Here is a 23,450-nt window from a genome sequence, read left to right on the forward strand (position 1 = left end):
GGCGCCGTTTGTCGTTCCGAAGAGACGAGCGGACGGTGGCCTAGCCGCCCGGCGCGCGGGCGAGCACGGCGTCCAGCTCCGCGGCCAGCGCCTCGATGCGGTACGGCTTGACCAGCACCCGCCGCCCCTCCTTGCTGGCGGCGGCCGCGGCGGCGCTGTAGCCGGTCGTCAGCAGGACCGGCAGATCGGGCCGCAGCCGGGAAATGTCGCGCGCCAGATCGAGTCCGCCGATGTCGCCGGGCATGACCATGTCGCTGAAGACCAGCTGGAAGCGCGGATCGACGCGCAACGCGTCCAGGGCGCTGCTTCCATCCGCCACCCGCTTCACCTCATAGCCCAGCTCGCGGAGCATCTCCTCGACCAGGTGCGCCACGCTGTCGTCGTCCTCGACCAGGAGCACGCGTTGGCGGTCGCTGTCGGCGGGCGGCGGGCGGATCGCCAACAGCTCGGGCGTCAGCAGCGCCTTCGTCGAGCGCGGGATGCGCAGCCAGATCGTCGTGCCTTCGCCCAGCACGCTGTCCACGCCCACCTCGCCGCCCGAGGCGCGGGCGAAGCCGTAGACCTGTGACAGGCCCAGCCCCGTACCCTTGCCGACCGCCTTGGTGGTGAAGAAGGGCTCGAACAGACGGCTGATCATGTCTGGCGCGACGCCGACGCCGGTGTCGCGGATCGACAGGCGGACCATGTCGCCCGCGCCGTCCGGACGCCCCGAAGGCTCGTTGCGGGCCTCGATGGTGATCGTGCCCCCGTCGGGCATGGCGTCGCGCGCGTTGATGGCGATGTTCAGCACCGCCACCTCCATCTGCGAGGCGTCGACCTCAACCCGCCACAGGTCTGGCGGCAGCTGCATCCGCACCGTGACGTCCTCGCGCAGCGAGCGGTCCAGGATCGCCAGCATGCCGGAGAGCCGTTGGCCGATGTCGATGACCTCGGGCTTCAAAGGCGAGCGACGCGAGAAGGCCAACAACTGCTGGGTCAGGCTGGCCCCGCGATCGATCGCCTGGCGAATGCCGTCGCGCAGCCGCTCCCGGCGCGCCGGATCGGACGTCCGCTCCAGCAGATCCAGACCGCTGGAGGCGACCATCAAAAGATTGTTGAAGTCATGCGCCACGCCGCCGGTCAGCTGGCCCATGGCCTCCATCTTCTGCGACTGGCGCAGCGCGTCCTCGGCTTTCTCGCGCTCGCGGATCTCGGCCTTGAGCTTGCGATAGGCCTCGGCCTCGCGAGCACCGGCGGCGCCCAGGACGGCGACCAGCAGCGCGGCCATGATGATCAGCAGGGCGAAGCCGGCGTAGCGCATCAGCCGGCGCGTGGGCGATTCCAGCACCGTGCGCAGGTAGACCGATCCCAGCACGGTGTCGCCCTCGGTCACCGGCGCCGTCAGCACAAGCCTCGCCCCCTCGATCCGCGGCGCCCCCAGCACGTTGCGCGCCGGCGGCGGCGCGCCGGCGCGTGTGTAACCGGCCGCGAGCGCGCCTTGCATGTCATAGGCGCCCACGGCCTCGACGTCGGGATTGGAACTCTGGGCGCCGACATATTCGCGGGCGGCCGAGCGATCGTCGAAGGCCAAGGGCGCGGCCATGCTGCCGGCCAGAATGCGCAGCTGCACCTCGGCCTGGCGGAGCTTCTCCTGTTGGCCCAAGCGCTCATTGTAGACGGCCATGGCGAAGGCGGCGACGACGATGGCCACGGCCAGGGTCACCGCCATCCACACGGTCAGCGCCGGCCGCCATCGCCGGCGCGGAGCGTTCGCTTCCTCGCTCATCGCTCGCCGATCCCGCGCGTGACGGACAGAGAGAGCAGTTTGGAGCTCACCACCAGCCCTTCCGTCTGGGCGGCCTCGCCACGAATCTCAAAGCGCACCCGGCTCTCCAGCGTGACGAACTGGATCATAGCGCCCGGCGCGTCGATGCCTTCGTCGGCGACGGTCAGCACGGGGCGCCCAGTCACGGCCGCGATCATCTCACGAGGCGTCTGGCCTCGTGATGGCGACACGAACAGCACATGGCAGTCCGCGCCCTTGGCCACCGAGGGCAGACGCGTCACCGTCATTTCGTGGTCGCCCACGCGCGCATTGTGGGCGAAGCGGTCGATAAGCGGGCCAAACGGATCCACGCCCCCGATACATAGCCGAAAGGGACTGGAGGGCGTCTCGAACGCCGAATCGGGCCAAGCCACGAAGGCCGGAAACTTCACCAGGTGACTGGCTTTCACCATATAGCCGCCACGATGAGGCGCGTGGCGCCAGCCATGCGCCTCGCGCGGGACCTCCTGAGCCAGCGCCACGCCCCCCTGCAGGCAAAGGAGAAGCGCCGCCGCGGCGAAGAGCCGGCGCGGCTTCGAAGCCCCTCCCCGCATCGCCTGCGGGCCTCTGGGCGGAACGCCCAAAACCATGCGCCAGTCCCCTCCGCGCTTCGCCGATCGACTTGATAGCCCGAAGCCTGAACGGCTTCACCGTCGATCCCGTTCGGGCCGAGCCAAGACCGACCGCGAATGATCGGCCTGAACCTGCCAAGCTCCAAGCCTAGCTGTTCGATCTCATTCCCGTGACATTTTGGAGGCCAAGCCGCGCCATGGGCCGAAAAAGCAAAAAGCCCGGGCGAACCCGGGCTTTTCAAAGGCTTGCGATGGTACCAGCTCTCGGGCTCGAACCGAGGACCTCTAGATCCACAATCTAGCGCTCTAACCAACTGAGCTAAGCCGGCTCATCGCGAGGCGTCGTCTTTAGTCGGATCGGCCCCGGGGATCAAGCGCCGATCCGGCCAATTTTAACAGGAAAACGCCCCGGAGTGGAAACTCCGGGGCGTTTCTTGGTCGTCGTCTGGATCCAGGCCCTATTGCGGGACTTGGAACACCAGCGGGACGGTCACCTGACCACCATCGACGGGCGCGCCGTCGAGGGTCTTCGGCTTCATCCGGAACAGGCGCGACAGACGCAGAGCCGCGTCGCCGAAGCCCATGTCCGCCGGGGTCTCTGAGACCACCGAGCAGCCTTCCAGCGTGCCCTTCGCCGTGACGGTGCACGAGATTGTCGCCTTACCGCTGACTTCCATCCGCTGAGCGCGGTCCGGGAAGTAGCGGGCCATGTCGTCCGCGCTGGGCTTACGGGCCCAATCCGGACGGGTCACGACCGAGGCGCGAGCCGGCGGGTTCGTCGGAACCGGCGGAGCCTGCGAGATGACCGGCGGAGCGGTCGTCTCGACCCGCTTTTCAACGGGCGGGATCGGCAGCGGCGGCGGCGGCGTCACGTCCGGGGGCGGAGCCACCGGGGGACGCGGCTGGACCACGGCCGGAGGCGGCGGCGGTTCGTTGGTCGGCGGCGGCGGCGGCGGAGGCGGCGGAGGCGGCGGCGGAGGCGGAGGCAGCTCCACAACCGTCGCGTCGTCCGAATACTCCTGGAACACCGCTTCGAACTTCTGCTTCGCGAGGTACGCGAAGAGCAGTCCGTGCAGACCGAGCACCACAATCAGGGCGACGCCGAACGGCCCCATACCCTTCTTGCGACGCGGACCTTCCGAGGTGAGCGGATCGTAGTGGCGATGCTCGGGCGTTTGTTGTTCAGCCATGCAGCACCCCTACTGGCTATCATCCCGTCCAACGAGCGCCACGCTGTAGAAGCCATTATCCTGGAGGGTGTTCATCACCTCCATGAAAGCCCCGTAGCGAACCTTTTCGTCGGCCCGGATGAAGATGCGCTCCTTGGTCGGATCGCGACGGCCCATGCTCTTGGTGATGTCGAAGCCCAGCTCATCGATGCTGGTCTCGTTATCGCCAAGGTAGAGCTGACCCGACTCCTTGATCGTGACGTAAACCGGCTTGGATGGAGGCGGCGACGACTTCGCCACCGCCGACGGCAGGTTCACCTCGATCGACACGGAGGCTAGCGGAGCAGCCACCATGAAGATGATCAGAAGGACCAGCATAACGTCCACGAAGGGCGTAACGTTGATCTCACTGTTCTGTTCGACGTTGAACCTGTCGCCCCCACCGCCTGAAAGTTTGGCGGCCATGGGTGTTACGCCCCCTTGTCGAGCTGACGCGAGATGGCGTTCATCAGTTCAGCAACGAAACCTTCCGAGCGGGTGCCGTAACCCGAGATGCGGGTCTGGAAGTAGTTGTAGAAGATAACGGCCGGGATAGCGGCGAAGAGGCCGATACCGGTGGCGAGCAGGGCTTCAGCGATACCCGGCGCCACGACGGCGAGGTTGGTCGTGTTGGTGTTCGCGATGCCGATGAACGACGTCATGATGCCGTAAACCGTACCGAACAGACCGATGAACGGACCGGCCGAACCGACCGAGGCCAGGAACACCATGCCGCCCGACAGACGCTTGGCCAGCGAGGACTGGACGGCGTTGATGGCGTAGGTGGCGCGGGCCAGCGTCGAGTCACGGTGCTCGCCGGCGACTTGCAGGCCAGCTTGACGCGACAGTTCGACTTCCTGCGAGGCGGCGGCGGCCATGTCGGCCATCGGGTTGCCTTCGAATTCTTCCGACGAGCTGATGCGCGCGATGTCGGCGATCGAGCGAGCGCCGCGGAAGGCTTCCAGGAACTTGTCCGATTGCTTGTTCAGACCGGCGAACTCGAAAATCTTGGTGAGCAGCAGCACCCACGAGAAGACCGAGGCCAGCAGCAGGCCGATCATGACGACCTTAACGACGGCGCCGGCGGCGAGGAACATGCCGACGGGCGTCAGCGAGTGCGCCTTCTTTTCGCCTTCCGCGGCGGCTTCCGGAGCCGGAGCAGCTTCCGGAGCCGGAGCAGCGGCGGCGTCGGCCGGAGCAGCGGCGGCGTCGGCCGGAGCCGAGGCGGCGGCCGGATCGGCGGGCTTGGCGTCTTGAGCGAACGCCGGGGCGCTCGCCATCAGCGCAACGGCGCCGACGAGAGCGATGAGGGGGGTCTTCCGTTTAATGTCGAGCATCTGTCGCCAGTTCCTGATTGGTCTAGCACGTTTGGACCGAGGGTCGTCGCGCGAGAGCGTCTCCACCCTAACTCTGAATAGCCCGTTCCTAGGGTTGATTTCTCTCCCCTCGGGACGGACCCGCTTCGCTGCGCTCGACCCGTTACGCCCCCCACGAGGACCAGGCCTCCAGAAGGATCGTTTCGAAGCGCGTGCGACCGAGGCCCTGTGAAGGGGCTCCGGTCTTACCGCAATGTTAGAATTGCGGCTGTGGTCCTTTGGCAACCCCTTTTCGCACCGTCAAGGGGCTCATTTGGGCACAAAATCGTCGTAGAGGCCGGCGCGCCCCGCCATTTACCGCGACGCACAAAGGGCTTTTCGGGAAAACGGGGCGTTTTTCCCCTGGCAAGAAGATTGGCGATGCTGCACCGCAGCAAGGCAACAAAACAATGATCGATGAAGAAAGGCGCCTGCCGACTTGGCAAATGAAGGCTCGCGCCCCGGAGCCCACGCCCCGTTATGAAGGAAAAGTGACGCTTAGCACAGGCGCGAGAGCGACCTGGCGGCGGATCATGCTGGAATGAAGGGGAGTGGTGCCTGGGGCCGGAATCGAACCAGCGACACGCGGATTTTCAATCCGCTGCTCTACCAACTGAGCTACCCAGGCATCGGACCTTGGCGGGTCGAAACCGCTTCGGCGACCTCGCCGCGAAGCGAGGAGCCGGGTCTATAGAGAAGGCGCGCGGCGAAGTCCAGCGCCCTTTTGTCATTCCCTGTTGATGACTTCCGAGGACGGATTTTCGTCAGAGTCCTCGCCGCCGGGAACGACGTATCGATCGCTCAGCCAACGCTGCAGGTCGACGTCCGCGCAGCGCTTGGAGCAAAAGGGACGGAAAGCCTTTTCGACAGGCTTGCCGCAAATCGGGCATCCCGTGCTCATGTGGCGAACACCTCCATGCGGTCGTCGGGCCAACTGGTTCTGGATTCGACGGTGAAACGCCGCCCCAGACGTTCGGCGACTCCGGCGTCGAGCTCGGCTTGGAAGGCTTCGGCGACGGCGGGGGAACAATGAGCCGCCAGGCGAGCGCCGCCCTGCGCCCTGCCCTCGCGCTCCAGGGCGCGCGCCAGACGGCGGGCCTGGTGGCGGGGACTGGATGCGCCGGCCGCCGTGAGCAGGCGATCCAGGACCGGCGGCGCGCGGCGCGGCACGATCATTTCCAACGTGCCGAACTTGCTGATCGCCCCGACGCCGACTCCGGGATTGTCCGCCGCGAAGGCGTTGCGCGCCGCCGTGGTCAGGGCCTGGCCGTCGTGGCCGCGACCGACGAGGTCGAAGACGATGATTCCGCCCAGCCCCTTCAGACGCAGAACCCGCGCCGCCACGCTGAGAGCGGCCATGTTAGCCTGCCGCGCCGCTCGCTTCGAATCGGAGGCCTCGCGGGCGCCGAGATCCACGTCCACGGCGGTCAGGGCTCGAGTCGGCTCGACGGCGATGTCGCCGCCGCCCGGAAGGGCGAAGACCGTCGCCAAGGCGTCGGTCTCGGCCTCCTCGACGGCTTGCAGGGCCTTGTCGCCCGTCGTTGGCGATCCAGCCTTCACATAGTGCCTGAGACGCTCCTCGACGGACGGGGCGGCGGCCAGCACGCGCGGCTCGCCCTGCCCTTCCGCCACGAAGCGGGCCACGGCCGCCTTGCCTTGGCGCGAAGCCGTCTTGATCTCGATCTCAACCAGGCCGCCCTCGACCAGCTTGGGCATGTCGGGCCGCAGCGGCAGAATCACGTCCTGGCCGCCCGGCAGGGCGACGAAGGCCGAAGCGAAGGTCTTCTCGATCGTCTTGACCCGGGCGACGCCGCGCACGCCCTCGGCGTCCAGCGGATCATCGGTGGGCCAAGAGACGAACAGGCGCTCGGGACGACCGTCCAGGGTGACGACCCCGACCGTTTCGCCGACGCCCTTGTAAAGATAAGCCCGGCGCTCACTCATGGACGGTAGCCCAGACCGGAAAGCAGGTTCAGCGTCTCGTACAGCGGCAAGCCGACGACGCTGGGATAGGAGCCTTGCAGGTCGGTGATGAAGCCGCCGGCCAGGCCTTGGACGCCATAGCCGCCCGCCTTGCCCTTCCATTGGCCGCTGGCGACGTAGCCGTCGCGCTCGGCGTCGGACAGGCGCTTGAAACCGACCTTGGTCTCGACCAGACGCGAGGCCTGCCGTCCGTCCGGCGCGACCAGGGCCACGCCGGTGAACACCTTGTGGTTTCGTCCCGACAGCAGCTTCAGGCAGTAGAGCACGTCCGCCTCGGTCTCGGCCTTGGGCAGGATGCGGCGCCCCACGGCCACGACCGTATCGGCGGCCAGGACAAAGTCGTCCGGCGCGCGGGCGGCGACGGCGCGCGCCTTCTCGATCGCCAGGCGCAGAGCGTGGCGGCGCGGGGTCTCGTCGCGCAGCGGGGTCTCGTCGATGTCGGCGGGATCGACCCGGTCGGGCGTGACGCCGACCTGGGCCAGCAGGTCGAGGCGCCGGGGGCTCGCGCTGGCCAGCACCAGCGCCGGCCCGGCGGCCGCTTGGGCTGCCGTCGTCGGAGCCATCGGCGTCTTACTTGAAGCGGTAGGTGATACGGCCCTTGGTCAGGTCGTAGGGGGTCATCTCGACCAGGACCTTGTCGCCGGCCAGGACGCGGATGCGGTTCTTGCGCATCTTGCCGGCGGTGTGGGCGATGATCTCGTGATCGTTTTCCAGCTTCACGCGGAACGTGGCGTTGGGCAGCAATTCGCTGACCGTGCCGGGAAACTCGAGCAGTTCTTCCTTAGCCATCAGGCCTCTCAAAGGGACGAATCGGATTGCCGCGAAGACGAGGGTCCTCGCGGCGAGGCGCCTCTATAACGCAATTACCCCCCAAACGTCGATGGCGCCCCGAAACGTTGCTTGATGGCGTCGGCGAGCGCGTCGCGAACCTCGCGATAGGCCTCCAGCCGCGCCTCTCGCGAGCCGTCCACAAGGGTGGGATCGTGGGTCGGCCAGTATTCGATATCCACGGCGCGGTCGCGCGACAGCTCCACCGCCCGGTGCTGCGCCTCGGGCGTCAGCGAGACCACGACGTCGAAGCTGCCATCCTCCAGCTCGGCGAAGGTCTTGGGCTTGTGATCCGAAACATCGAGGCCCAGTTCGTCCATGACCGCCACGACGAACGGGTCGATCCCCTCGCCGGTCGGATCGCCCTTCAGCCCGCAAGAATCGACGAAAGCCCGCTTGCCATAGAACCGCTTGAACAGCCCCTCGGCCATCGGCGAGCGCACGCGGTTATAGTTGCAGGCGAACAGCACCGCGTCGGGGAGCGAACCTGGCACCCGCCCTACCCCCGCCAGTGCAGGGCGCAGATCAGGGTGAAAAGCCGCCGGGCGGTGTCGAGGTCGGTCTTGACCTTGCCGTCCAGACGCTCGCGAAGAAGGTTCGAGCCTTCGTTGTGCAGGCCGCGCCGGCCCATGTCCAAGGCCTCGATCTGCTGTGGCGTCGAATTGCGGATCGCGGCGTAATAGCTGTCGCAGATCAGGAAGTAGTCCTTGATCACGCCCCGGAACGGCGACAGCGACAGCAGGTGCCGGCGCGCGTAGCCGGGACCCGCGATGTCGAACGCCAGGCGATTCTCGACCAGCGAAAGCTTGACATCGTAGGGACCGCCAGCCGCGTCGGCGGGCTCGAAATAGTTGCCGTCCAGAAGATCGAAGATCGCGACCTGGCGCTCCTGCTCCTGGTCGCGCGAGCCAGCCGCGAGGCTCTGCTCGTCGATCTCGATCGACTGGATCCGTTGGCGGGCGTGGTCGTCTTCGGTGCTCATCTGACGCGGGAGGTTCGCGCGTCGGCCGGCCGAAGGCAACCTCTCCTAAAGGCGGATTTCCGCGGACAAGGCGTGGGCGGGCAGTCCTTCGGCCTTGGCGAGAGCCACGGTGTGCGGCCCCAGGATCCCAAACGAAGCGGCGTCGCACTTCACGATCGAGGTGCGCTTGATGAAATCGTAGATCGACAGACCCGACTGGAAGCGCGCCGCGCGGCTGGTGGGCAGCACGTGGTTGGAGCCCGCCACGTAGTCGCCGATCGCCTCCGGCGTCACCCGGCCCAGGAAGATCGCGCCGGCGTGGCGGACGCGGTCGGAAAGGCGCTCCGGGTTGTCCAGCGCGAACTCGACGTGCTCGGGGGCGATGGCGTCGACCAGGGCCGGGCTCTCGTCCAGCGGCGCGATGATGACCGCGCCGTGGTCGCGCCACGAGGCGGCGGCGTCCTCGCCGGTGGCCAAGGTCTTGAGACGCTCGGCGACCGCCTGCTCCACGGCGGCGGCGAAGGCCTCGTCGTCGGTGATCAGGATCGACTGGGCGGCCGGGTCGTGCTCGGCCTGGCTCAGCAGGTCGGCGGCGATCCAGTCGGGATTGTTCTTGTTGTCGGCGACCACGACGATCTCCGACGGGCCCGCCAGGGCGTCGATGCCGACGACCCCGTACAGGCGGCGCTTGGCGGCGGTGACGAAGGCGTTGCCCGGGCCGACGATCTTGTCGACTGGCTGGATCGGACCCGCGCCATAGGCCAGGGCGGCGACGGCCTGGGCCCCGCCGACGCGCCAGATCTCGGTGACGCCGGCTTCCTTGGCGGCGGCCAGCACGGCCGGCTGCAGCTTGCCGGGCGGCGTGACCATGGCGATGCGGTCGACGCCGGCCACCTGGGCCGGCACGGCGTTCATCAGCACGGTGGAAGGATAGGCCGCGCGGCCGCCGGGCACATAGACGCCCACGGCCTCCAGCGGCGTCCAGCGCCAGCCGAGCTCGACGCCAGCCTCGTCGGTCCAAGCCTGGTCGGCCGGGCGCTGGCGGCTGTGATAGGCGCGAATGCGGGCGGCGGCGAAGGCGATGGCCTCGCGCACCTCGGCGGGCGTGTCGGCCCAGCCCTGCTCGATCTCATCGGCCGTGACGCGGATCGTCTCGGCGGTCAGCTCGACCTTGTCGAACTTCCGGCTGAACTCGAGGACGGCCTCGATCCCATGCGCCTTGACCGCCTCCAGTACGTCACGCGCGGCGGCGTCGACATCGGCCGGCGAACCGCGGCGTTCATCGAGGAAGGCCTTGAAGGCGGCCTGGAAATCGGGAGCGGAGAAAGAGAAGCGGCGCATGCGCTGCTAGATGCGGCTTTTGCGCCCGTATGCAAGTCGGAATTCGCCGTATGGGGTCGCGACGGACTAGTCGGCGTGCCCCGGCGTCCGCGGCGTGGTCCAGGGATCCGAGACGTCCGCGAGCGCCACGTCCAGGCAGTCGACAACCACCCGCATGTCGCCGCCCCCGGCGAAGGTCAGGGTGACGACACCCGCCGGCGCCTCCTCGGCCGCCTCGAAGGCGATGGACAGCAGCTCGACCACCGCGCCCTTGGCGTCGCGGCGCAGGTTGCGCGCCTGGACGCCGGCGACGTCGCCGAACTGCAGGGCCGAGCGCACCCGCTCGCCCGCTTTGGCGCGCTTGCCCAGCGTCTCCCAACGAAAGCGGTTGCAGGCGATCGTCAGGGTGCGGCCCTGGGCGTCCCAGCGGATGTCGCCGATCTTGGCGACGGCGTCCTGCAGAGTGGCCGACAGGACAGACAGATCCTCGGCGTCTTGGGCGAGAAGGCGAAGCGGCTTGGCGTTGTCGGCCATCGGCTAGAGCTCCGGCTCGCCGTCGCCCTTGATACGACGGACCTGCGCCCCGCAGGCGCCCAGCTTCTCCTCGAGGCGCTCGAAGCCGCGATCGAGGTGGTAGATGCGCGACACGGTCGTCTCGCCGCGGGCCACCAGGCCGGCGATCACCAGGCTGACCGAAGCACGCAGGTCGGTGGCCATCACCTCGGCGCCTTCCAGACGCTCGACGCCGCGCACGCGAGCCTCGCCGCCCGACACCGAGATGTCGGCGCCCAGACGCATCAGCTCGGGAGCGTGCATGAAGCGGTTCTCGAAGATCGTCTCGCGGATCCGGCTCTCGCCCTTGGCCGTGGTCATCAGCGCCATGAACTGGGCTTGCAGGTCGGTCGCGAAGCCCGGGAACGGCGCGGTCTCGATATCGACCGAGTCCAGGCGATGACCATTGCGACGGATGATCACGCCGTCGGCGGTGGGCTCGACGCCGGCGCCGGCTTCCTTAAGCTTGTCCAGCAGGGCGTCGATCAAGCCCGGACGGGCGTTGGTCAGTCGGACTTCCCCGCCCGCCATGGCGGCGGCGACGGCGTAGGTGCCCATTTCGATGCGGTCGGGGATCACCGCGTGGGTCGCGCCCTTCAGGCGGGCGACGCCGGTGATCGTGATGGTCGGCGTGCCGGCGCCCTCGACTTTGGCGCCCATGGCGTTCAGGCAGTCCTGCAGGTCGCCCAGTTCCGGCTCGCAGGCGGCGTTGTGGATCACGGTGACGCCATCGGCCAGGACGGCCGCCAGCATCGCGTGCTCGGTCGCGCCGACCGAGACGATCGGGAAGGTGATCTCGGCCCCCTTCAGGCCGCGCGGGGCCTGGGCGTAGACGTAGCCTTCGTGCAGGTCGATCTTGGCGCCCAGGGCTTCCAGCGCCTGTAGGTGCAGATCGACGGGACGCGCGCCGATGGTGCAGCCGCCCGGCAGCGAGACCTTCGCCTGGCCCGAGCGGGCGACCAGCGGGCCCAGCACGTTGAACGAGGCGCGCATCTGGCGGACCAGATCGTAGGGCGCGAAGCCGCTGGTGATCTCCGGCGCATGCAGAAGGGTCTGCTGGCCGTCAGGACCGTCGCTCTCGGTGACCTGGACGCCCAGGCGCGTCAGCAGCTTGCCCAGGAAGCGCGTGTCCGCCAGGCGCGGCATGTTGGTCAGGCGCAGCGGCTCGTCGGTGAGCAGGCTGGCCGCCATCAGCTTGATGGCGGAATTCTTGGCGCCGCTGACCGGGATCGTCCCGTGCAGCTGCGCGCCGCCGGTGATGGCGATGCGATCCATTAGGTCCCTCGAACGCGCCAAAGCGGGGGTGGCCCGGCGCGGCTCACATGTGAGGGGCGGGTTCTATCCGTTGCAAGAGGGGTTGCAAGGGCTCCCCGGCTAAATTTGAACCCCTAGATCGGCGCGGAGAGGTCGTAGGGGCGCTCGTCTTCGATCCAGCGCAGGTCGTGGGTGACGCTGGCGAGGTCCAGCGCGACCTGGGCAAGGTCGATCGCCTTGCGGGTCGCCGCCAGGCCGTCGCGACCGAACGCGGCCTTGCCAAAGTCGGTGTCGAACTGGCCGCCGTCGCCCGTCAGCCGCACCGCCACGGCCCATCCCTCCCCGTCCGGATTCGGGAAGGGCGCTGAAAGCTCGACGACCAGCTCGACGCGGGAGCCGTCGCGGTGATTTATCCCCAGCAACTTCCGAACGGCGTTATACGGCTGCGGCGCGGCGCGCGCGGCTTCGATCGCGGGATCGAAATCGCCGGAAACCCCGCGCGACGCGGCTTTTCGCTTGCGCAGATTGGTCCGGAGCGCTTCGGCGAGCTTGGCCTCGCGGGTCGTCTTGTCGTCGCTGATCGGCATATCGTCGGGGTGCGGCGACAAAGTTGTTCGGTCAAGACGATTTTGGGCTTGGCGTTCGCGATTCTCCTCGCTATACGCCCCCTCCTCGTCGCCGCCGTAGCTCAGTGGTAGAGCGCATCCTTGGTAAGGCTGAGGTCGGCAGTTCAATCCTGCCCGGCGGCACCATGGGGACCCAAGTGACGAACTTGGGTCCCCGCCACTTCCCAGACAGTCTTGATATTGCAGCGCCTTAGGCGCGAACGCGCGTCTTCCCGTGCGGATGCTGTCCAGCGGGTCGATCGGCCATGAGGGCGCTTCCGGCGACCGCAGGATGGCGGCCGCCGGCGCATAGGCGTTTGTCAGTGGTTCTCGTGCGTCGGAACGTCCTCGGGCGCGGCCAGGCGTAGCTGATCGAGCGCCACACGGCCCGTCCGGGCGACCACCTGGACCGTGTGCGGACCCGGCGAAAGTTCGCCCCCCACCGAAGCCTTCAGCAGGTTGTCGAGGACGCCCTGCGCCCAGGCCGGCGAGCCCACGGCGCGGGGCCAGGACACGCGCTGGACCGGGCCGCCGTCGATGCTGACATCCAACGCGATGTCGCCGCCCTGCCCGTCGGGAAAGATCGGCAGCACGCCCAGCTGAAGGCTGAGGCCTGAGGCGGGAACGTCGACCTTGAACGACAGCGAGGCGCCCGCTGCGTCGGCGATCATGACCCCCTTCCCCCGCCCGACGCCTTCGATCAGACGCCAGCCGGTGTTGGCGGCGAAGGCCTCGGCCTCGGTCGTCAGGGCGCCGACCGGACCGGCGTTGTCGACGACGCTCAGGAACTTGCCCGGATCCGCTGTCAGCCCCGCGCCCGGCAGCGGGATCGAGCGGGCGCGATAGATGCGCCACTGGCTGTCGGCCGGCTCTTCCGGCATCAGCCAGCGCCACTTGCCGCCGGCGATCTGGTTGTTGAAGCGATCCGTCAGGGCGGTGATCTCGGCCTGGGCCTCAACCGCCGCGCCGCCCGCCGAACGCGCCATGGCCTGTTGGCCGTCGACCAGCTCGTTATACCGCTCGGCCGCGAAGAACCGCATGTTGGCGGCCGCCGAGACGCGGATCGGGAACTCCACCAGCTCGAACCAGGCGTCGCCCAGTTCGGGCGGGACCTGTTGGCCGGTCGTCTTGGTCTCCTCGACCAGGACGCGGAAGGCCTTCAGGCGGGCGTTGACCTCTTCGGGCGTATAGCTCGACAGGTGACGGCTCTCCGCCTTGGGCTGCCATTCCAGATGCTCGGGACGGCGCTCGAAGTTCAGGCGGTAGTAGCGGTCCATCAGGTCGGCGGTCTTGGCCGCGAGGTTCGGGCCCAGGTTGCGGGCCGTCCAGTCCTGCAGGAACTGCTTCTGGCTCTTGCCGCGCCAGCGGTCGATGTCCCAGGCCATCTCCAGGAAGTGGCTAGTCCCGATCTCGGCCGGCTTGATGTCGCCGACATTGGCGATCCAGACGTTGCGCGCGCCCTTGTCCCAGGCGTGGATCATCTCTTCCTGCACCAGGGCCGGCGGCGTCGTGGAGAGCCACAGATAGGCCAGCGGATAGCCGAGGTACGAGAGGTGATAATAGACCCCCGCCCCGCCCTTGCGCGCGGCCTCCTCGGGGCTGGCGAACTGGCGGATGTAGCCGAAGTTGTCGTCCGGCCAGACGATGGTCACGTCATCGGGGACCTTCAGGCCCGCGCGGTAGATCCCCAGCACTTCCTTATAGGGTACGAAGATCTGCGGGATCTTCGCCACGTCCGCATTGACGTTCTTGGAGAGGATTTCGCGCTGGTCGGCGATGATCTTGTCCAGCAGGGCTACCTTTTCCTCGATGGTCTTGGGACCGACCATGCCGGTGTCGTGGATGCCGCGCATGCCGACGGTCCACAGGCTCTCGAAGCCCGCATTGGCCTTGGCGCGCTCTTCCCAATAGGCCTTCACACCGTCGGGATTGGTCGCGTAGTTGAACTTGGCCGGGTCGTTCTTCCACTCGCCGACATTATTGCGCAGCATCGCCTCGGCGTGGGACGAGCCCATGACGATGCCGTACTCCTCGGCCAGCTTGGCGTTGGCGGGGTCGGAATTGAACGGCGCGGTGGTGTGGTGCATCGCTGGCCACAGGGTGTTGGCCTTCAGGCGCAACAGCAGGGTGAAGACCTTGCGATAGGTCTTGGGCCCGATGTCGGCGCGCTCGGGATCGAAGGTCTTCAACGCCCACGGATAGAGGCCCCAGTCCTCGTCATTGACGAACACCCCGCGATAGCGGACCGAGGGCGGACCAAAGCGATGGACGCCGGCGCGCACGTACAAGGCCTCGCGACGCTTGGGCGTGACATCGGCCCACCAGGCCCAGGGCGAGACGCCCATGGCCTGGGCCACTTCATAGACGCCGAACGCGGTCCCCCGCCGGTCGCTGCCGATCACGACCAGGGCCTTGTCGACGCCGGGGGCCGGACGGTCGACGGTCGCGATGACGAAGCTCTCCCAGGCGCCCTTGAGCCGCGAGACGTCGACGCGCTTGGCCGCGACCAGCTGGTCGATCAGCTTGCTCTGGCCCAACGTGCCGACCAGGATCGCGGTCCTGCCGGCGGGCGCGGCGGCGACCGTGGCGCGCTGGCCCGTGACGGTCAGGATGTCGTCGGAGAGGTCATCGGCGGCGTGGCGAACCACGGCGGCGTCGGCGGGATCGACCACGATGGTCGGGACTCGGCCCGCCCCCACCAACTGGAAGCCGCCACGCACGGCGGTGTCGGCGAAGATCGGCGCGGTCTCGGCGATGGCGCGGCTGGAGGCGCTGGCCGCGAGGGCTTGACGGGTTGGAACGGCCGACGAGGCCAGGGCCAGAGCGCAGACCGCCGCGACGTGCATCCACTTCATCATCGAACTCCCTACTCGCGACTCGTAGGCGCCGCCTGCGCGCCCATTCGCTGGGCGACGTTCCTTAAGCCGCCTTGGCGGTGTCTCTAGCCGTCCGCGCGCGTCGCGCTTCGCACGACCGCCTCGAAATCCTCCAGCCGGCAGTCGAAGGCCGGGGTCGCCGTGCCGCAGCCCTGGACGAAGACCGGCGCCGAAAGCGGCGGCGTCTTGGCGTCCAGCGGCGTCATGTTCCGCAGCTGCGACAGGCTCTGGCCCGTGAAGCGCACGCGCACCACCCGCACGCCGTCGTCGCGCTTCCAGCGCTCGAACACCAGCGCGGCGCCCGGCTGGATCTGGTTGGGCTGATAGCCCGGCAGGGTCCACTCCATCCGCAGCAGCCCCCCCAGCGAGGCCAGGGTGCCGTCGTGACCGGAAATGACCACCAGCTTGGCGTCGGCGGGGCCGATCGAGCCGGAACCACCCTCGACGGTGGCCAGCAGACGATCGGCCAGGTGACCGGCCAGAATCCGCGCCACATAGGGTGTGCGTAGGCGAAGATCGAATTCGGCCTGGTGCAGGAAGAACGAGCGGGTCAGGGCCTCCTCGTCCAAGCCCTTCCAGCCCAGGCCGGCGAAGTCGCGGCCGTCGGCCCAGGCCATCAGCAGGCTCTCGGTGACGCCCGACGCGAGGGCCTCGGGACCGGAGACCCCCGCCAGCTCCTCGCCGTCGACGAAGCCCGGCTTGGCGTCGAGTACGCGGCGTTTGCCCGGCGCGGCGGGACACGGGCCCTTGGCGCATTGCATCAGGAGCGCGTCGAGTTGCTCGGCCTCCTGGCGATGGCTGGCGCTCCAGGCGGTCAGGTCGCCGCCGACACGGCCGGCGACAGCCGCGCGGGCCAGGGCCGGATCGGGCTTGGCGACGCCCGCCTTCACCGGCTCGAACATCGGATCGATATTGCCTTCGCCCACCGTGTTCACGACGACCGGACAGCCGGGCGCCAGCGCGGCGGCGTAGGCCTTTCCCGTGGCGATGGTGCGCTGGGTGACGTTGGCCCAGGCGTAGACCGCCGAGCAGTCGCCGGCCTTCAACAGACCCTGGGCGCTGTAATACTGGCGATAGTAGTCGCCCATGCGCGCGACCAGGGTCTCGCCCCGCGCGGTCAGGTGGCCGGCCGGAACCTCGAAGCGCGGCCAGGGACGCGCCGAGGCCTCTTCCAGCTTCTCTGGCGACGACATCGCCGCCCGCACGCCATGGCGGCTAAGGATCACCACCTTCTCGAGCGTGTCGGCCGACGCGGAGGTCGCCGAGGCCATGGCGATGGCGACGGCGGCGATACGAAGGGACAGGCGCATGACGGCTCCTACAGCTTCACGACGATGCCGCGACGATCCATGACATAGCCCAGCAGCCAGCAGACCAGCATGTAGGCCATGGCGCACAGCAGCGAGCCGAACGCGCCCGGGACCATGGCCTGGAAGATGTTGACGCCGATCCACTTGTAGACCCCGACGCCCGGCGCGACCTCGATCATGCCCAGCACGGTCACGAAGATCTCCGAGAACAGGTAGATCACCAGCGGGTTGAGGCCGAAGACCTGAAAGAAGTAGGTCGCGCGGTTGGGCGCCTTGCCCTCGAGCAGCTTGGTCAGGGCGGCCAGCAGCACGAGGTCGATGCCGACGGTCAGCAGCACGAAGCTGCCGGTCCAGAGCTTCTTGGCGATCGGGAACAGCGGGCTCCAGGCCAGGCCCGCCAGAATCAGGACGGCGCCCGCGACGGCCATCCGCGTCAGGGCCGAGCTCAAGCCCGGGTTCTCCTTCAGGAACCGCGCGGCGAGATAGCCGGCCAGCGCGTTGACGGTCGAAGGCAGCGTACCCAGCAGGCCTTCGGGGTCGAAGCCGCCGTCCTTGCGGTAGAGGTGGTTCTGGCCGATCAGGAAGAGATCGAGATGCGTGCCGGCGTTGCCGAGCTTCGACAGCGGCGCGGCCGGATCGCCGAGCGTCATCAGGATCGCCCAATAGCCCAGCAGCAGCACGGCCGACAGCGCCACGATCAGGCGCGGCGACAGCCAGCGCACGGCCAGGGCCGCCAGCAGATAGGCCAGGCCGATCCGCTGAAGCACACCCATGATCCGCGTGTCGGAGAACGGGATCAGCGCCCAGTGCCCGTCGACCTTCTTCACGAACGGGAACCAGTACATCAGGAAGCCGAGCAGGAAGATCAGCGCCGCGCGCCGCAGCACCTTGGCCATGAACGCCTGGGTCGGGATCGGTCGCGAAAAGGCGAAGGCCATCGAACAGCCGACCGCGAACAGGAACGACGGGAACACCGCGTCCGCCGCCGTGAAGCCGAACCAAGGCGCATGCACCAGCTGGGTGTAGGCCTTGGCGCCGGGACCCGCGGTGTTGACGACGATCATCAGGCAGACCGTCAGGCCCCGGAACACGTCCAGGGACAGGAAACGGGCGGCGGGCTTGCTCATGCGGTCTTCTCCCCGCCCTGGCCGATCCGTGCGACCAGGGTCCTTATCTCGCCGATCGGATCGGCGGGTTTTTCGCGGCGATAGGCGACCTCGGCGTTCACCCAGGCGCGCTCCCAGGCGATGCTGGCGCGCACGGCGGCGGGCTCGTCGAAGGTCCCCGTCCCGGCGGCCTTCAGCGCGTCGAGGAACATCGACCAGCGCGGCAGGTAGAAGCCGCGATAAAGGCCTTGCCACGCCTTCGAAGCGTAGTCGTTGAGGTTCCCCTCCCCGCCCCAGACGGTGACCTGGGCCTTGGCGTTGGCGACATAGGCGGCCGCGTCGGCAGGCGTGTCGCCATAGGCGCGGGCGTCGTCGATCCAGGTGGCGAGCGTTTCGGGCTGAACGCCCAGCAGCTTGTCGATTGACAGCGCCAGCGCCTCGATCTCGGCCCGCGCCTGATCGCCGGCGGCGCCGTCGCCCCGGCGATAGGCGTCGACGGCGGCTTGCAGCAGGTCGTCGATCTTCATCGTCGCCAGGTGCCGGGTGGCGTCGGTCAGGTCGAGCACGAACAGCGGTTCGTTGGCATAGGCCGGGGCCAGCGCCGTCAGGGCCTTCACCGCCGCCTCCAGCTTGGCGCGGTCGCCCGGATGCGGCGGGAACTCGCCGATCGTCGCCGTGGGGCGCTTGAAGAAGAGATAGGCGCCGGCCTTGCTCTTCCACCAGCGCGGCGTCCAGTAGCGCGTCGAATAGGCCGCCTCGACCAGCTGGCCCAGGGCCGCGTCGAGCTCGGGCGAGGTCTTGCCGTAGCGCGCGCGGGCATAGGTCGAGAGCCACGCCGACAGCGACGCCTGCCCCGCGTTCCAGGCCAGATCGTAGGTCGCCGCATAGACGATCGAGTTGTTGTGCAGGCCTTCGGGGAACATGCCAAAACCGGCCAGCTTGCCCGCCTCGGGATTGGCCGCGATCGCCGGAATGTCCCGCCGGTAGTAGTCGAGGTCGCCATAGACCGGATTGCTGCCGCCATAATTGTGGACGTAGCCGTAGATCCACGGCTTGCCGCCAAACGCCTTGGCGTTTTTCCAGACGGCGGGATAACGGTCGTTGCCGATGTCCAGGATCATCAGCTTGTCGTCGGGCACCAGGCTCAGATAGGCCGAGATCGCCGCCGGGTCCCAGAAGTGGCTGTCGGCGCCGAACAGCCAGCCTTGCATCACCCAGACCGCGTCGGGCCGCGCCTGGCGGATCGAGTCGTAGATGGCCTTGCCGTAGGCGGCCAGGCGCTTGGCCTTCAGCGCCGGATCGACCTCGACCTTGGTCTTGGTCGCGGCGGTGTTGGCCGTCCCGTCGCCATAGGCCGCGTCGCGGGCGTCCGCGCCGTCGGCGTTGATCGGCGGCAGCATCTCGTTGAACGAGTCCGCCAGATAGTAGGTCCCCGCCCCGTAGGTCTCCGTATAGAGCGCCAGGAACCGGCCGGCGATCTTGGCGAACAGCGGGTCGGCCGGATCCAGCCAGTAGGTCTCGTGGAAGCCCTCCCACGGCCGCATGCGATAGATGCGCGCCTTGGGGTTCTTCTGGGCGAAGGCCTTGGGCACATAGCCGCCGAAGGCCGGCAGGATCGGGGTCATGCCCATCGACCGCATGCGGGAGAGGATCTTGACCTGCAGGTCCTTCTTCTTGTCGATCCAGTTGGTGGGCAGCGGGGCGCGATAGCCCTCGATATTGCCCATGCGCTGCCAGGGCGTGAAAGCCGGGCCGGAGAAGTAATCGGCCAGTTCCGCCTCGGTCAGGCCGAACTCGCGCCACAGGGCGCGCCAGACATATTCCTGGCCCTCCATGGCCAGCGGCATGTCGACGCCATGCGCCGCCATCCAGTCGATCTCGCGGGTCCAGCGGGTCCAGCCCCACCAGGGGGTCGTGTAGCCGTAGGTGCAGGTGTTCAGATAGGCGCGGTGGCGGAACGGCGTCTCGACGCGCGCGCCGGAGGCGGCGGGCAAGGCGCCGCCCTGGGCGATCCGATCGCCCTCCCAGCTGACATGGGCTAGGCCGGCCTGGTTCAGATAGGCGTAGGCGCCGCGGACGAGCGACACGGGCGTGTCGCCGGAAATGGTGAGGTGGCCGGCCTTGCCGCTGACCGAATACCAGGAGCGCCCGGCGCTCGGCTTCAAGGCCAGGTTCACGCCGGCGAGCCTGGGGCCAAACAGTCGCTTGAGGCTCGCGCGCGCGGCGGCGGCGCCCTGGTCGGCGCGGGCCGCCAAGGCGGGTTTGGCGGAGGCGGATTGGGCGAAGGCGGCGGCGGCCGCGAGGGTCAGCGCCTGACGTCGGTTCAGAGAGGCTTTCATCGGCATCAGGATCTACGAAAAGGACGCCCGCCGCCTAGGAGAAGGAAAACGGCGGGCGCCAGGAGGAAGGCCCTATCCGGACGCGGACAGGGCCAGGAAGGACACGGCGCTCAGGGGAGGAAGAGAGCGCCGCGCCGAACGCGTTACATCTTGTACTGGAACGACAGGTAGTAGCTGGGGCCCGTCACAGCGGTCTCCTGCCAACGGCTGGCGTTGCCCAGGTAGGACTGCTCCTTCGCGTTGGTAATGTTCATCGCCGCGAAGGCGAAGCTCAGATGTTCGTTGAAGTTGTAGCCCAGGTTCAGGTCGAACTGGGTTTTCGACTTGACCGTGTGGCCCAGAGGACCGGCGAAGAAGCTCTCGACCGAGGTCTGGTCATAGGCGCTGCGGTAGTTGGCCGACACGCGGGCGCTGAAGGTCTGGTTTTCCCAGTACAGCGTGCCGTTGGCGGTGTGCTCCGACAGGTTGGCCAGACGGAAGCCGGTGACCGATTGGGCCGGATTCACGTGGGTGTAGTTGGTGATCAGGCCAAAGCCCTTGATCGGCAGCCAGGCGTCGAACGACTGTTGCCAGTTCACTTCGTAGCCGTGGATGTCGACCGTGCGGTCGTCGTTGAAGCTCTGGGTGATCGAGTAGGTGTCGCCAGCGCCCGAAACGCAGACGCCGGTGGCGTCCTTCGACAGCGTGACGCCTTCATACGACGTCGGGCAGACGACCGAGGTGTAGACGCCGTTCTTGACCTTCTTCGAGAAGTAGCCCGCCGACAGACCGTTGCCCTGACCGTAGTACCACTCCAGCGTCAGGTCGATCTGGTTGGCGGTCATCGGGTCGAGGTCGCCCTGACCGATCGAGATCGTGTTGACCTTCTTGCCCGTCGTGTCCGTGGTGGTCGTGCGGGTGGTGGCCAGCTGGTTGTTGGAGTCGATGATCGGACGCACCAGCACCTTGGCGGCGGCGAAGCGCAGCAGCAGGTTGTCGGTCAGGTCCAGGCTGAAGTTCGCCGACGGCAGGATGTTGTCGTACGACTTCTTGGTCGTGTAGGTGCCGGCCACCAGCTTCACTTCGGTGTTCAGCGGGTTGGCCGCGCCGCCGACATAGCCCTTCACCGTCTGGTCGGTGCTCTCGCTGCGAACGCCCACGTTGCCGCGGAAGGTCTTCGACAGCACTTCGCCCTTCAGGTTGGCCATGGCGTAGAACGAGGTCAGGTCACGCTCGACGCGGAAGCTGCCCGAGGGGTCGAACGCGGCGTACACCGAGACGCCCTGGGCCTTCAGCGCGTCGCGATAGGCTTGCAGGTTCGGCGACACCCAGGCGGCCGGCAGGGTGGCTTCGCCGTCCAGGAAGTTGGTGATCGACAGGCCGGTGGCGGCCATCGTCGGCGAGTAGGACGCCGGGATGGTGTTCTGGCCGTCCCGACGGATGACGTTGCGCTTCAGCACCTCGTGGCGGATCTTGGCGCCGGCCTGGATCGACTCCAAGAAGCCCCAGTCGAGGAAGCGCTTGGCGTCGAACTGGCCAGCGTCCTCATAGGAGTCGATCGAGCGGTAGGCGCCGTTCGGATAGGTGTTTCGGATCAGCGTCGCGGTGTTGTACTGAGCCGTGTCGGTCAGCGGCGTCGACGTCGTGAAGACGACGTTCTTCGGGTTGCTGATGTCGATGGTCGCGCTCGGGATGTTGATGCCGAGGATCGCGGCCTCTTCGTTATGCTTGGCGCTTCCGCGCGAGTAGTGGCCGGTCGCCTTGAAGTCCCAGTTCTCGATGCCCGTGTAGTGGATGTTGGTCGTCAGGGCGCCCGTCGACTGCGGACGGTTCTCGAACTGGTGGTTGTTCTCGAGGCGGAAATTGTTGACCTGGACCTTGGTGGCGGTGCCGTTGGTCACCGTGACCGGCACGACGTTCGAGGCCGAAGGAGTCGTCAGCAGGAACACCTGCTGGTGCAGGTCCTGCGTGGTCTTGTCCTTGGCGTAGGTCGCGATCACGTCGACCTGCAGGTCGCTGGTCGGCTTGAACTGCACGGCGCCGTTCAGCATCGAGCGCTTGGTCTCGCGGTCGATGCGGCGATAGCGCAGGCGGGCCGGCGTATAGGTGCCGTTGCTGACGGTCCAGCGGTCCATCCACAGATAGTCGCCGCGGTCCTTCAACTCCTGATAGCCGCCGCCCAGGAACACGCCCAGCTTGCCGTCCAGGAAGTGGTCGACATAGGTCAGGCCGTACTTGCCGGTCGGGTTGCCGCCGATCAGGTCCTGTTTCTGGGCCTTGCCGGCGATGATGATCTGACGGCCCTTCACGTCGAACGGATGAACCGTGTCGATGTTGACGGTGCCGGCCAGGCCGCCCGCGTCCATGTCGGCCGTCGGCGACTTATAGACCTGGATGCCCGAGGCCAGTTCCGTCTGGATGACATCGTAGCGGAAGCCGTCGGTGAAGTTCGAGCTCTTGAACGCCTGGCCGTTGACGGTGGTCAGGGCGTACTGCGGGCCCAGGCCCCGGATGCTGATCGTCGAGCCGCGGCCGTTGATGTTCGAGATCTGGACGCCCGGAATGCGCTGGATGGCTTCGGCGATGTTTTCCGACGGGAACTTGCCGATGTCTTCCGACGAGATGCCGTCCGAGACGCGGACGTCCTTGCGCTTCACTTCCAGGGCGGTGGCGAGGCTCTTGCGGAACGCGGTGACGATGACTTCGTCGACCGCTTCAGGCTCGGCGGCGGGCGCCGTCTGGGCCATGGCCATGTCGGCGAAGCAGGCGCCGCCCAGCAGGGCCAGCATGAAAGCCTTGCGGCGCGCGGCCGCGTTCTTCGATTTCGGATCGATCATTTTTGTATCCCCCGTTTGACTGCCGGCGCTGATACGGCTGCAAGACCGCGCGCCTTGATGGTTAAGCAGACCATTGAAGTACCTTTTTTGGCCCGCATGGATAGACACTAGAGCTGACGGCCAACACGCCGCAAAGTCTAAGCTGTTTATTTTACTCACTTTTGCAGGACGACCGTTCGTTGGGCGCCGCAAGAGCCTGGGCTAAAAGACATTCATCCGCGCATTTCCTCCGTTTTTCTTTTTTATCAACTACTTACTGAAACCAAGGACCTAAAGAGAACACGGTTTGGCAATACCATTATAATGCCTCTTAAAAGGCCATGTGGCAGTTGTGTTCAATCCTTGGCAGCCACAGGTCGAGAGGCCGTTCGGCCACTCCCGCCCCGCGTGCGGCCTGCTAAAGCCTCGCTCGCAGCGCCTCCCCTATGGCTTGCGCCTGGCCGCCGATGACGACGTGGAGGAGGTTGTCGGCGAGCTGGACGCATCCTCGGGCGCCGGCGTTGGCAAGGGCGGGTTGGTCGAGCTTGGCGGGGTTGTCGAGGACGAGGCGCAGGCGGCTGG

General features: G+C 67.5%; 19 protein-coding genes, 3 tRNA genes and 1 pseudogene. 1 reads left to right on the top strand and 22 read right to left on the bottom strand.

The annotated features are described in order from the left end of the window. Positions 1–40 precede the first annotated feature (40 nt). The 17 genes from Q0379_RS17045 to Q0379_RS17125 form a co-directional block, all read right to left on the bottom strand. Positions 41–1,765: an ATP-binding protein gene (locus Q0379_RS17045; protein ID WP_299014170.1), complete on the bottom strand. Its 1,725-nt coding sequence runs from the start codon at positions 1,763–1,765 to the stop codon at positions 41–43. Beyond that, complete coding sequence (locus Q0379_RS17050; RefSeq protein WP_299014173.1) at positions 1,762–2,394, bottom strand: YfiR family protein; 633 nt, start codon at positions 2,392–2,394, stop codon at positions 1,762–1,764. Before Q0379_RS17050 ends, Q0379_RS17045 begins: the two co-directional genes overlap by 4 nt. A 234-nt stretch (positions 2,395–2,628) precedes the next feature. Continuing rightward, a tRNA-His gene (locus Q0379_RS17055) sits at positions 2,629–2,705 on the bottom strand. A 129-nt stretch (positions 2,706–2,834) separates the two neighbouring features. Further along, positions 2,835–3,566: an energy transducer TonB gene (locus Q0379_RS17060; RefSeq protein WP_299014176.1), complete on the bottom strand. Its 732-nt coding sequence runs from the start codon at positions 3,564–3,566 to the stop codon at positions 2,835–2,837. 9 nt (positions 3,567–3,575) lie between these two features. Next, a complete protein-coding gene (locus Q0379_RS17065) occupies positions 3,576–4,010 on the bottom strand; it encodes a biopolymer transporter ExbD (protein WP_299014179.1) in 435 nt (144 codons plus the stop codon). A 5-nt stretch (positions 4,011–4,015) separates the two neighbouring features. Further along, entirely contained in the window at positions 4,016–4,921 is a 906-nt protein-coding gene (locus tag Q0379_RS17070) for a MotA/TolQ/ExbB proton channel family protein (protein WP_299014182.1), read from the bottom strand. Positions 4,922–5,491: 570 nt separating this feature from the next. Further along, positions 5,492–5,567, bottom strand: a tRNA-Phe gene (locus Q0379_RS17075). Between the two features lie 99 nt (positions 5,568–5,666). After that, entirely contained in the window at positions 5,667–5,840 is a 174-nt protein-coding gene (gene yacG, locus Q0379_RS17080) for a DNA gyrase inhibitor YacG (RefSeq protein ID WP_299014184.1), read from the bottom strand. After that, complete coding sequence (locus Q0379_RS17085; RefSeq protein ID WP_299014190.1) at positions 5,837–6,883, bottom strand: ribonuclease E/G; 1,047 nt, start codon at positions 6,881–6,883, stop codon at positions 5,837–5,839. The genes yacG and Q0379_RS17085 overlap by 4 nt, the downstream gene beginning before the upstream one ends. Beyond that, the gene (locus Q0379_RS17090; RefSeq protein ID WP_299014192.1) at positions 6,880–7,485 is read right to left on the bottom strand and encodes a Maf family nucleotide pyrophosphatase; all 606 of its coding nucleotides are present in this window, start codon (positions 7,483–7,485) and stop codon (positions 6,880–6,882) included. The genes Q0379_RS17085 and Q0379_RS17090 overlap by 4 nt, the downstream gene beginning before the upstream one ends. A gap of 7 nt (positions 7,486–7,492) precedes the next feature. Then, on the bottom strand, positions 7,493–7,711 hold the full coding sequence (gene infA, locus Q0379_RS17095) for a translation initiation factor IF-1 (RefSeq protein ID WP_004617696.1): 219 nt from the start codon (positions 7,709–7,711) through the stop codon (positions 7,493–7,495). 74 nt (positions 7,712–7,785) lie between these two features. Continuing rightward, positions 7,786–8,244 (bottom strand): low molecular weight phosphatase family protein, encoded by a 459-nt coding sequence (locus Q0379_RS17100; RefSeq protein WP_299014199.1) that lies wholly within the window; start codon positions 8,242–8,244, stop codon positions 7,786–7,788. Between the two features lie 5 nt (positions 8,245–8,249). Further along, complete coding sequence (locus Q0379_RS17105) at positions 8,250–8,732, bottom strand: UPF0262 family protein (protein ID WP_299014202.1); 483 nt, start codon at positions 8,730–8,732, stop codon at positions 8,250–8,252. A 45-nt stretch (positions 8,733–8,777) separates the two neighbouring features. Next, complete coding sequence (gene hisD / locus Q0379_RS17110; protein ID WP_299014205.1) at positions 8,778–10,052, bottom strand: histidinol dehydrogenase; 1,275 nt, start codon at positions 10,050–10,052, stop codon at positions 8,778–8,780. Positions 10,053–10,118: 66 nt separating this feature from the next. Further along, positions 10,119–10,565, bottom strand: a complete 447-nt coding sequence (locus Q0379_RS17115) for a DUF2948 family protein (protein WP_299014208.1) — start codon at positions 10,563–10,565, stop codon at positions 10,119–10,121. A gap of 3 nt (positions 10,566–10,568) precedes the next feature. After that, positions 10,569–11,858 carry a UDP-N-acetylglucosamine 1-carboxyvinyltransferase gene (gene murA, locus Q0379_RS17120; RefSeq protein WP_299014211.1) on the bottom strand — a complete coding sequence of 430 codons (1,290 nt, stop codon included), beginning with the start codon at positions 11,856–11,858 and terminating at the stop codon, positions 10,569–10,571. 113 nt (positions 11,859–11,971) lie between these two features. Further along, positions 11,972–12,424 (bottom strand): hypothetical protein, encoded by a 453-nt coding sequence (locus tag Q0379_RS17125; RefSeq protein ID WP_299014222.1) that lies wholly within the window; start codon positions 12,422–12,424, stop codon positions 11,972–11,974. Positions 12,425–12,514: 90 nt separating this feature from the next. On the opposite strand from Q0379_RS17125, the gene Q0379_RS17130 reads away from it, so the two are divergent. Further along, a tRNA-Thr gene (locus Q0379_RS17130) sits at positions 12,515–12,589 on the top strand. A gap of 173 nt (positions 12,590–12,762) precedes the next feature. Here Q0379_RS17130 and Q0379_RS17135 read toward each other — a convergent pair. The 5 genes and pseudogenes from Q0379_RS17135 to Q0379_RS17155 form a co-directional block, all read right to left on the bottom strand. After that, positions 12,763–15,288 (bottom strand): glycosyl hydrolase 115 family protein, encoded by a 2,526-nt coding sequence (locus Q0379_RS17135; RefSeq protein ID WP_299014224.1) that lies wholly within the window; start codon positions 15,286–15,288, stop codon positions 12,763–12,765. Between the two features lie 95 nt (positions 15,289–15,383). Continuing rightward, positions 15,384–16,628, bottom strand: coding sequence for a histidine-type phosphatase (locus Q0379_RS17140; protein ID WP_299014214.1), 1,245 nt, complete (start codon positions 16,626–16,628; stop codon positions 15,384–15,386). Positions 16,629–16,636: 8 nt separating this feature from the next. Then, a complete protein-coding gene (locus Q0379_RS17145) occupies positions 16,637–17,755 on the bottom strand; it encodes an acyltransferase family protein (RefSeq protein WP_299014216.1) in 1,119 nt (372 codons plus the stop codon). Continuing rightward, positions 17,752–20,079: an alpha-N-acetylglucosaminidase gene (locus Q0379_RS17150; protein ID WP_299014219.1), complete on the bottom strand. Its 2,328-nt coding sequence runs from the start codon at positions 20,077–20,079 to the stop codon at positions 17,752–17,754. The genes Q0379_RS17145 and Q0379_RS17150 overlap by 4 nt, the downstream gene beginning before the upstream one ends. A gap of 137 nt (positions 20,080–20,216) precedes the next feature. Continuing rightward, positions 20,217–23,013: pseudogene (locus Q0379_RS17155) on the bottom strand (TonB-dependent receptor). Positions 23,014–23,450: the final 437 nt, after the last annotated feature.

This window comes from uncultured Caulobacter sp. (assembly GCF_937900395.1).
Taxonomy (GTDB): domain Bacteria; phylum Pseudomonadota; class Alphaproteobacteria; order Caulobacterales; family Caulobacteraceae; genus Caulobacter.

Bases quoted from the DNA above. Each gene is read 5' to 3' on its own strand.
- hisD (WP_299014205.1), bottom strand. From the start codon at position 10,052: ATGCGCCGCTTCTCTTTCTCCGCTCCCGATTTCCAGGCCGCCTTCAAG.
- murA (WP_299014211.1), bottom strand. From the start codon at position 11,858: ATGGATCGCATCGCCATCACCGGCGGCGCGCAGCTGCACGGGACGATC.
- Q0379_RS17105 (WP_299014202.1), bottom strand. From the start codon at position 8,732: ATGAGCACCGAAGACGACCACGCCCGCCAACGGATCCAGTCGATCGAG.
- Q0379_RS17115 (WP_299014208.1), bottom strand. From the start codon at position 10,565: ATGGCCGACAACGCCAAGCCGCTTCGCCTTCTCGCCCAAGACGCCGAG.
- infA (WP_004617696.1), bottom strand. From the start codon at position 7,711: ATGGCTAAGGAAGAACTGCTCGAGTTTCCCGGCACGGTCAGCGAATTG.
- yacG (WP_299014184.1), bottom strand. From the start codon at position 5,840: ATGAGCACGGGATGCCCGATTTGCGGCAAGCCTGTCGAAAAGGCTTTC.
- Q0379_RS17150 (WP_299014219.1), bottom strand. From the start codon at position 20,079: ATGCCGATGAAAGCCTCTCTGAACCGACGTCAGGCGCTGACCCTCGCG.
- Q0379_RS17125 (WP_299014222.1), bottom strand. From the start codon at position 12,424: ATGCCGATCAGCGACGACAAGACGACCCGCGAGGCCAAGCTCGCCGAA.
- Q0379_RS17135 (WP_299014224.1), bottom strand. From the start codon at position 15,288: ATGCACGTCGCGGCGGTCTGCGCTCTGGCCCTGGCCTCGTCGGCCGTT.
- Q0379_RS17070 (WP_299014182.1), bottom strand. From the start codon at position 4,921: ATGCTCGACATTAAACGGAAGACCCCCCTCATCGCTCTCGTCGGCGCC.
- Q0379_RS17090 (WP_299014192.1), bottom strand. From the start codon at position 7,485: ATGGCTCCGACGACGGCAGCCCAAGCGGCCGCCGGGCCGGCGCTGGTG.
- Q0379_RS17060 (WP_299014176.1), bottom strand. From the start codon at position 3,566: ATGGCTGAACAACAAACGCCCGAGCATCGCCACTACGATCCGCTCACC.
- Q0379_RS17145 (WP_299014216.1), bottom strand. From the start codon at position 17,755: ATGAGCAAGCCCGCCGCCCGTTTCCTGTCCCTGGACGTGTTCCGGGGC.
- Q0379_RS17085 (WP_299014190.1), bottom strand. From the start codon at position 6,883: ATGAGTGAGCGCCGGGCTTATCTTTACAAGGGCGTCGGCGAAACGGTC.
- Q0379_RS17065 (WP_299014179.1), bottom strand. From the start codon at position 4,010: ATGGCCGCCAAACTTTCAGGCGGTGGGGGCGACAGGTTCAACGTCGAA.
- Q0379_RS17045 (WP_299014170.1), bottom strand. From the start codon at position 1,765: ATGAGCGAGGAAGCGAACGCTCCGCGCCGGCGATGGCGGCCGGCGCTG.
- Q0379_RS17140 (WP_299014214.1), bottom strand. From the start codon at position 16,628: ATGCGCCTGTCCCTTCGTATCGCCGCCGTCGCCATCGCCATGGCCTCG.
- Q0379_RS17050 (WP_299014173.1), bottom strand. From the start codon at position 2,394: ATGGTTTTGGGCGTTCCGCCCAGAGGCCCGCAGGCGATGCGGGGAGGG.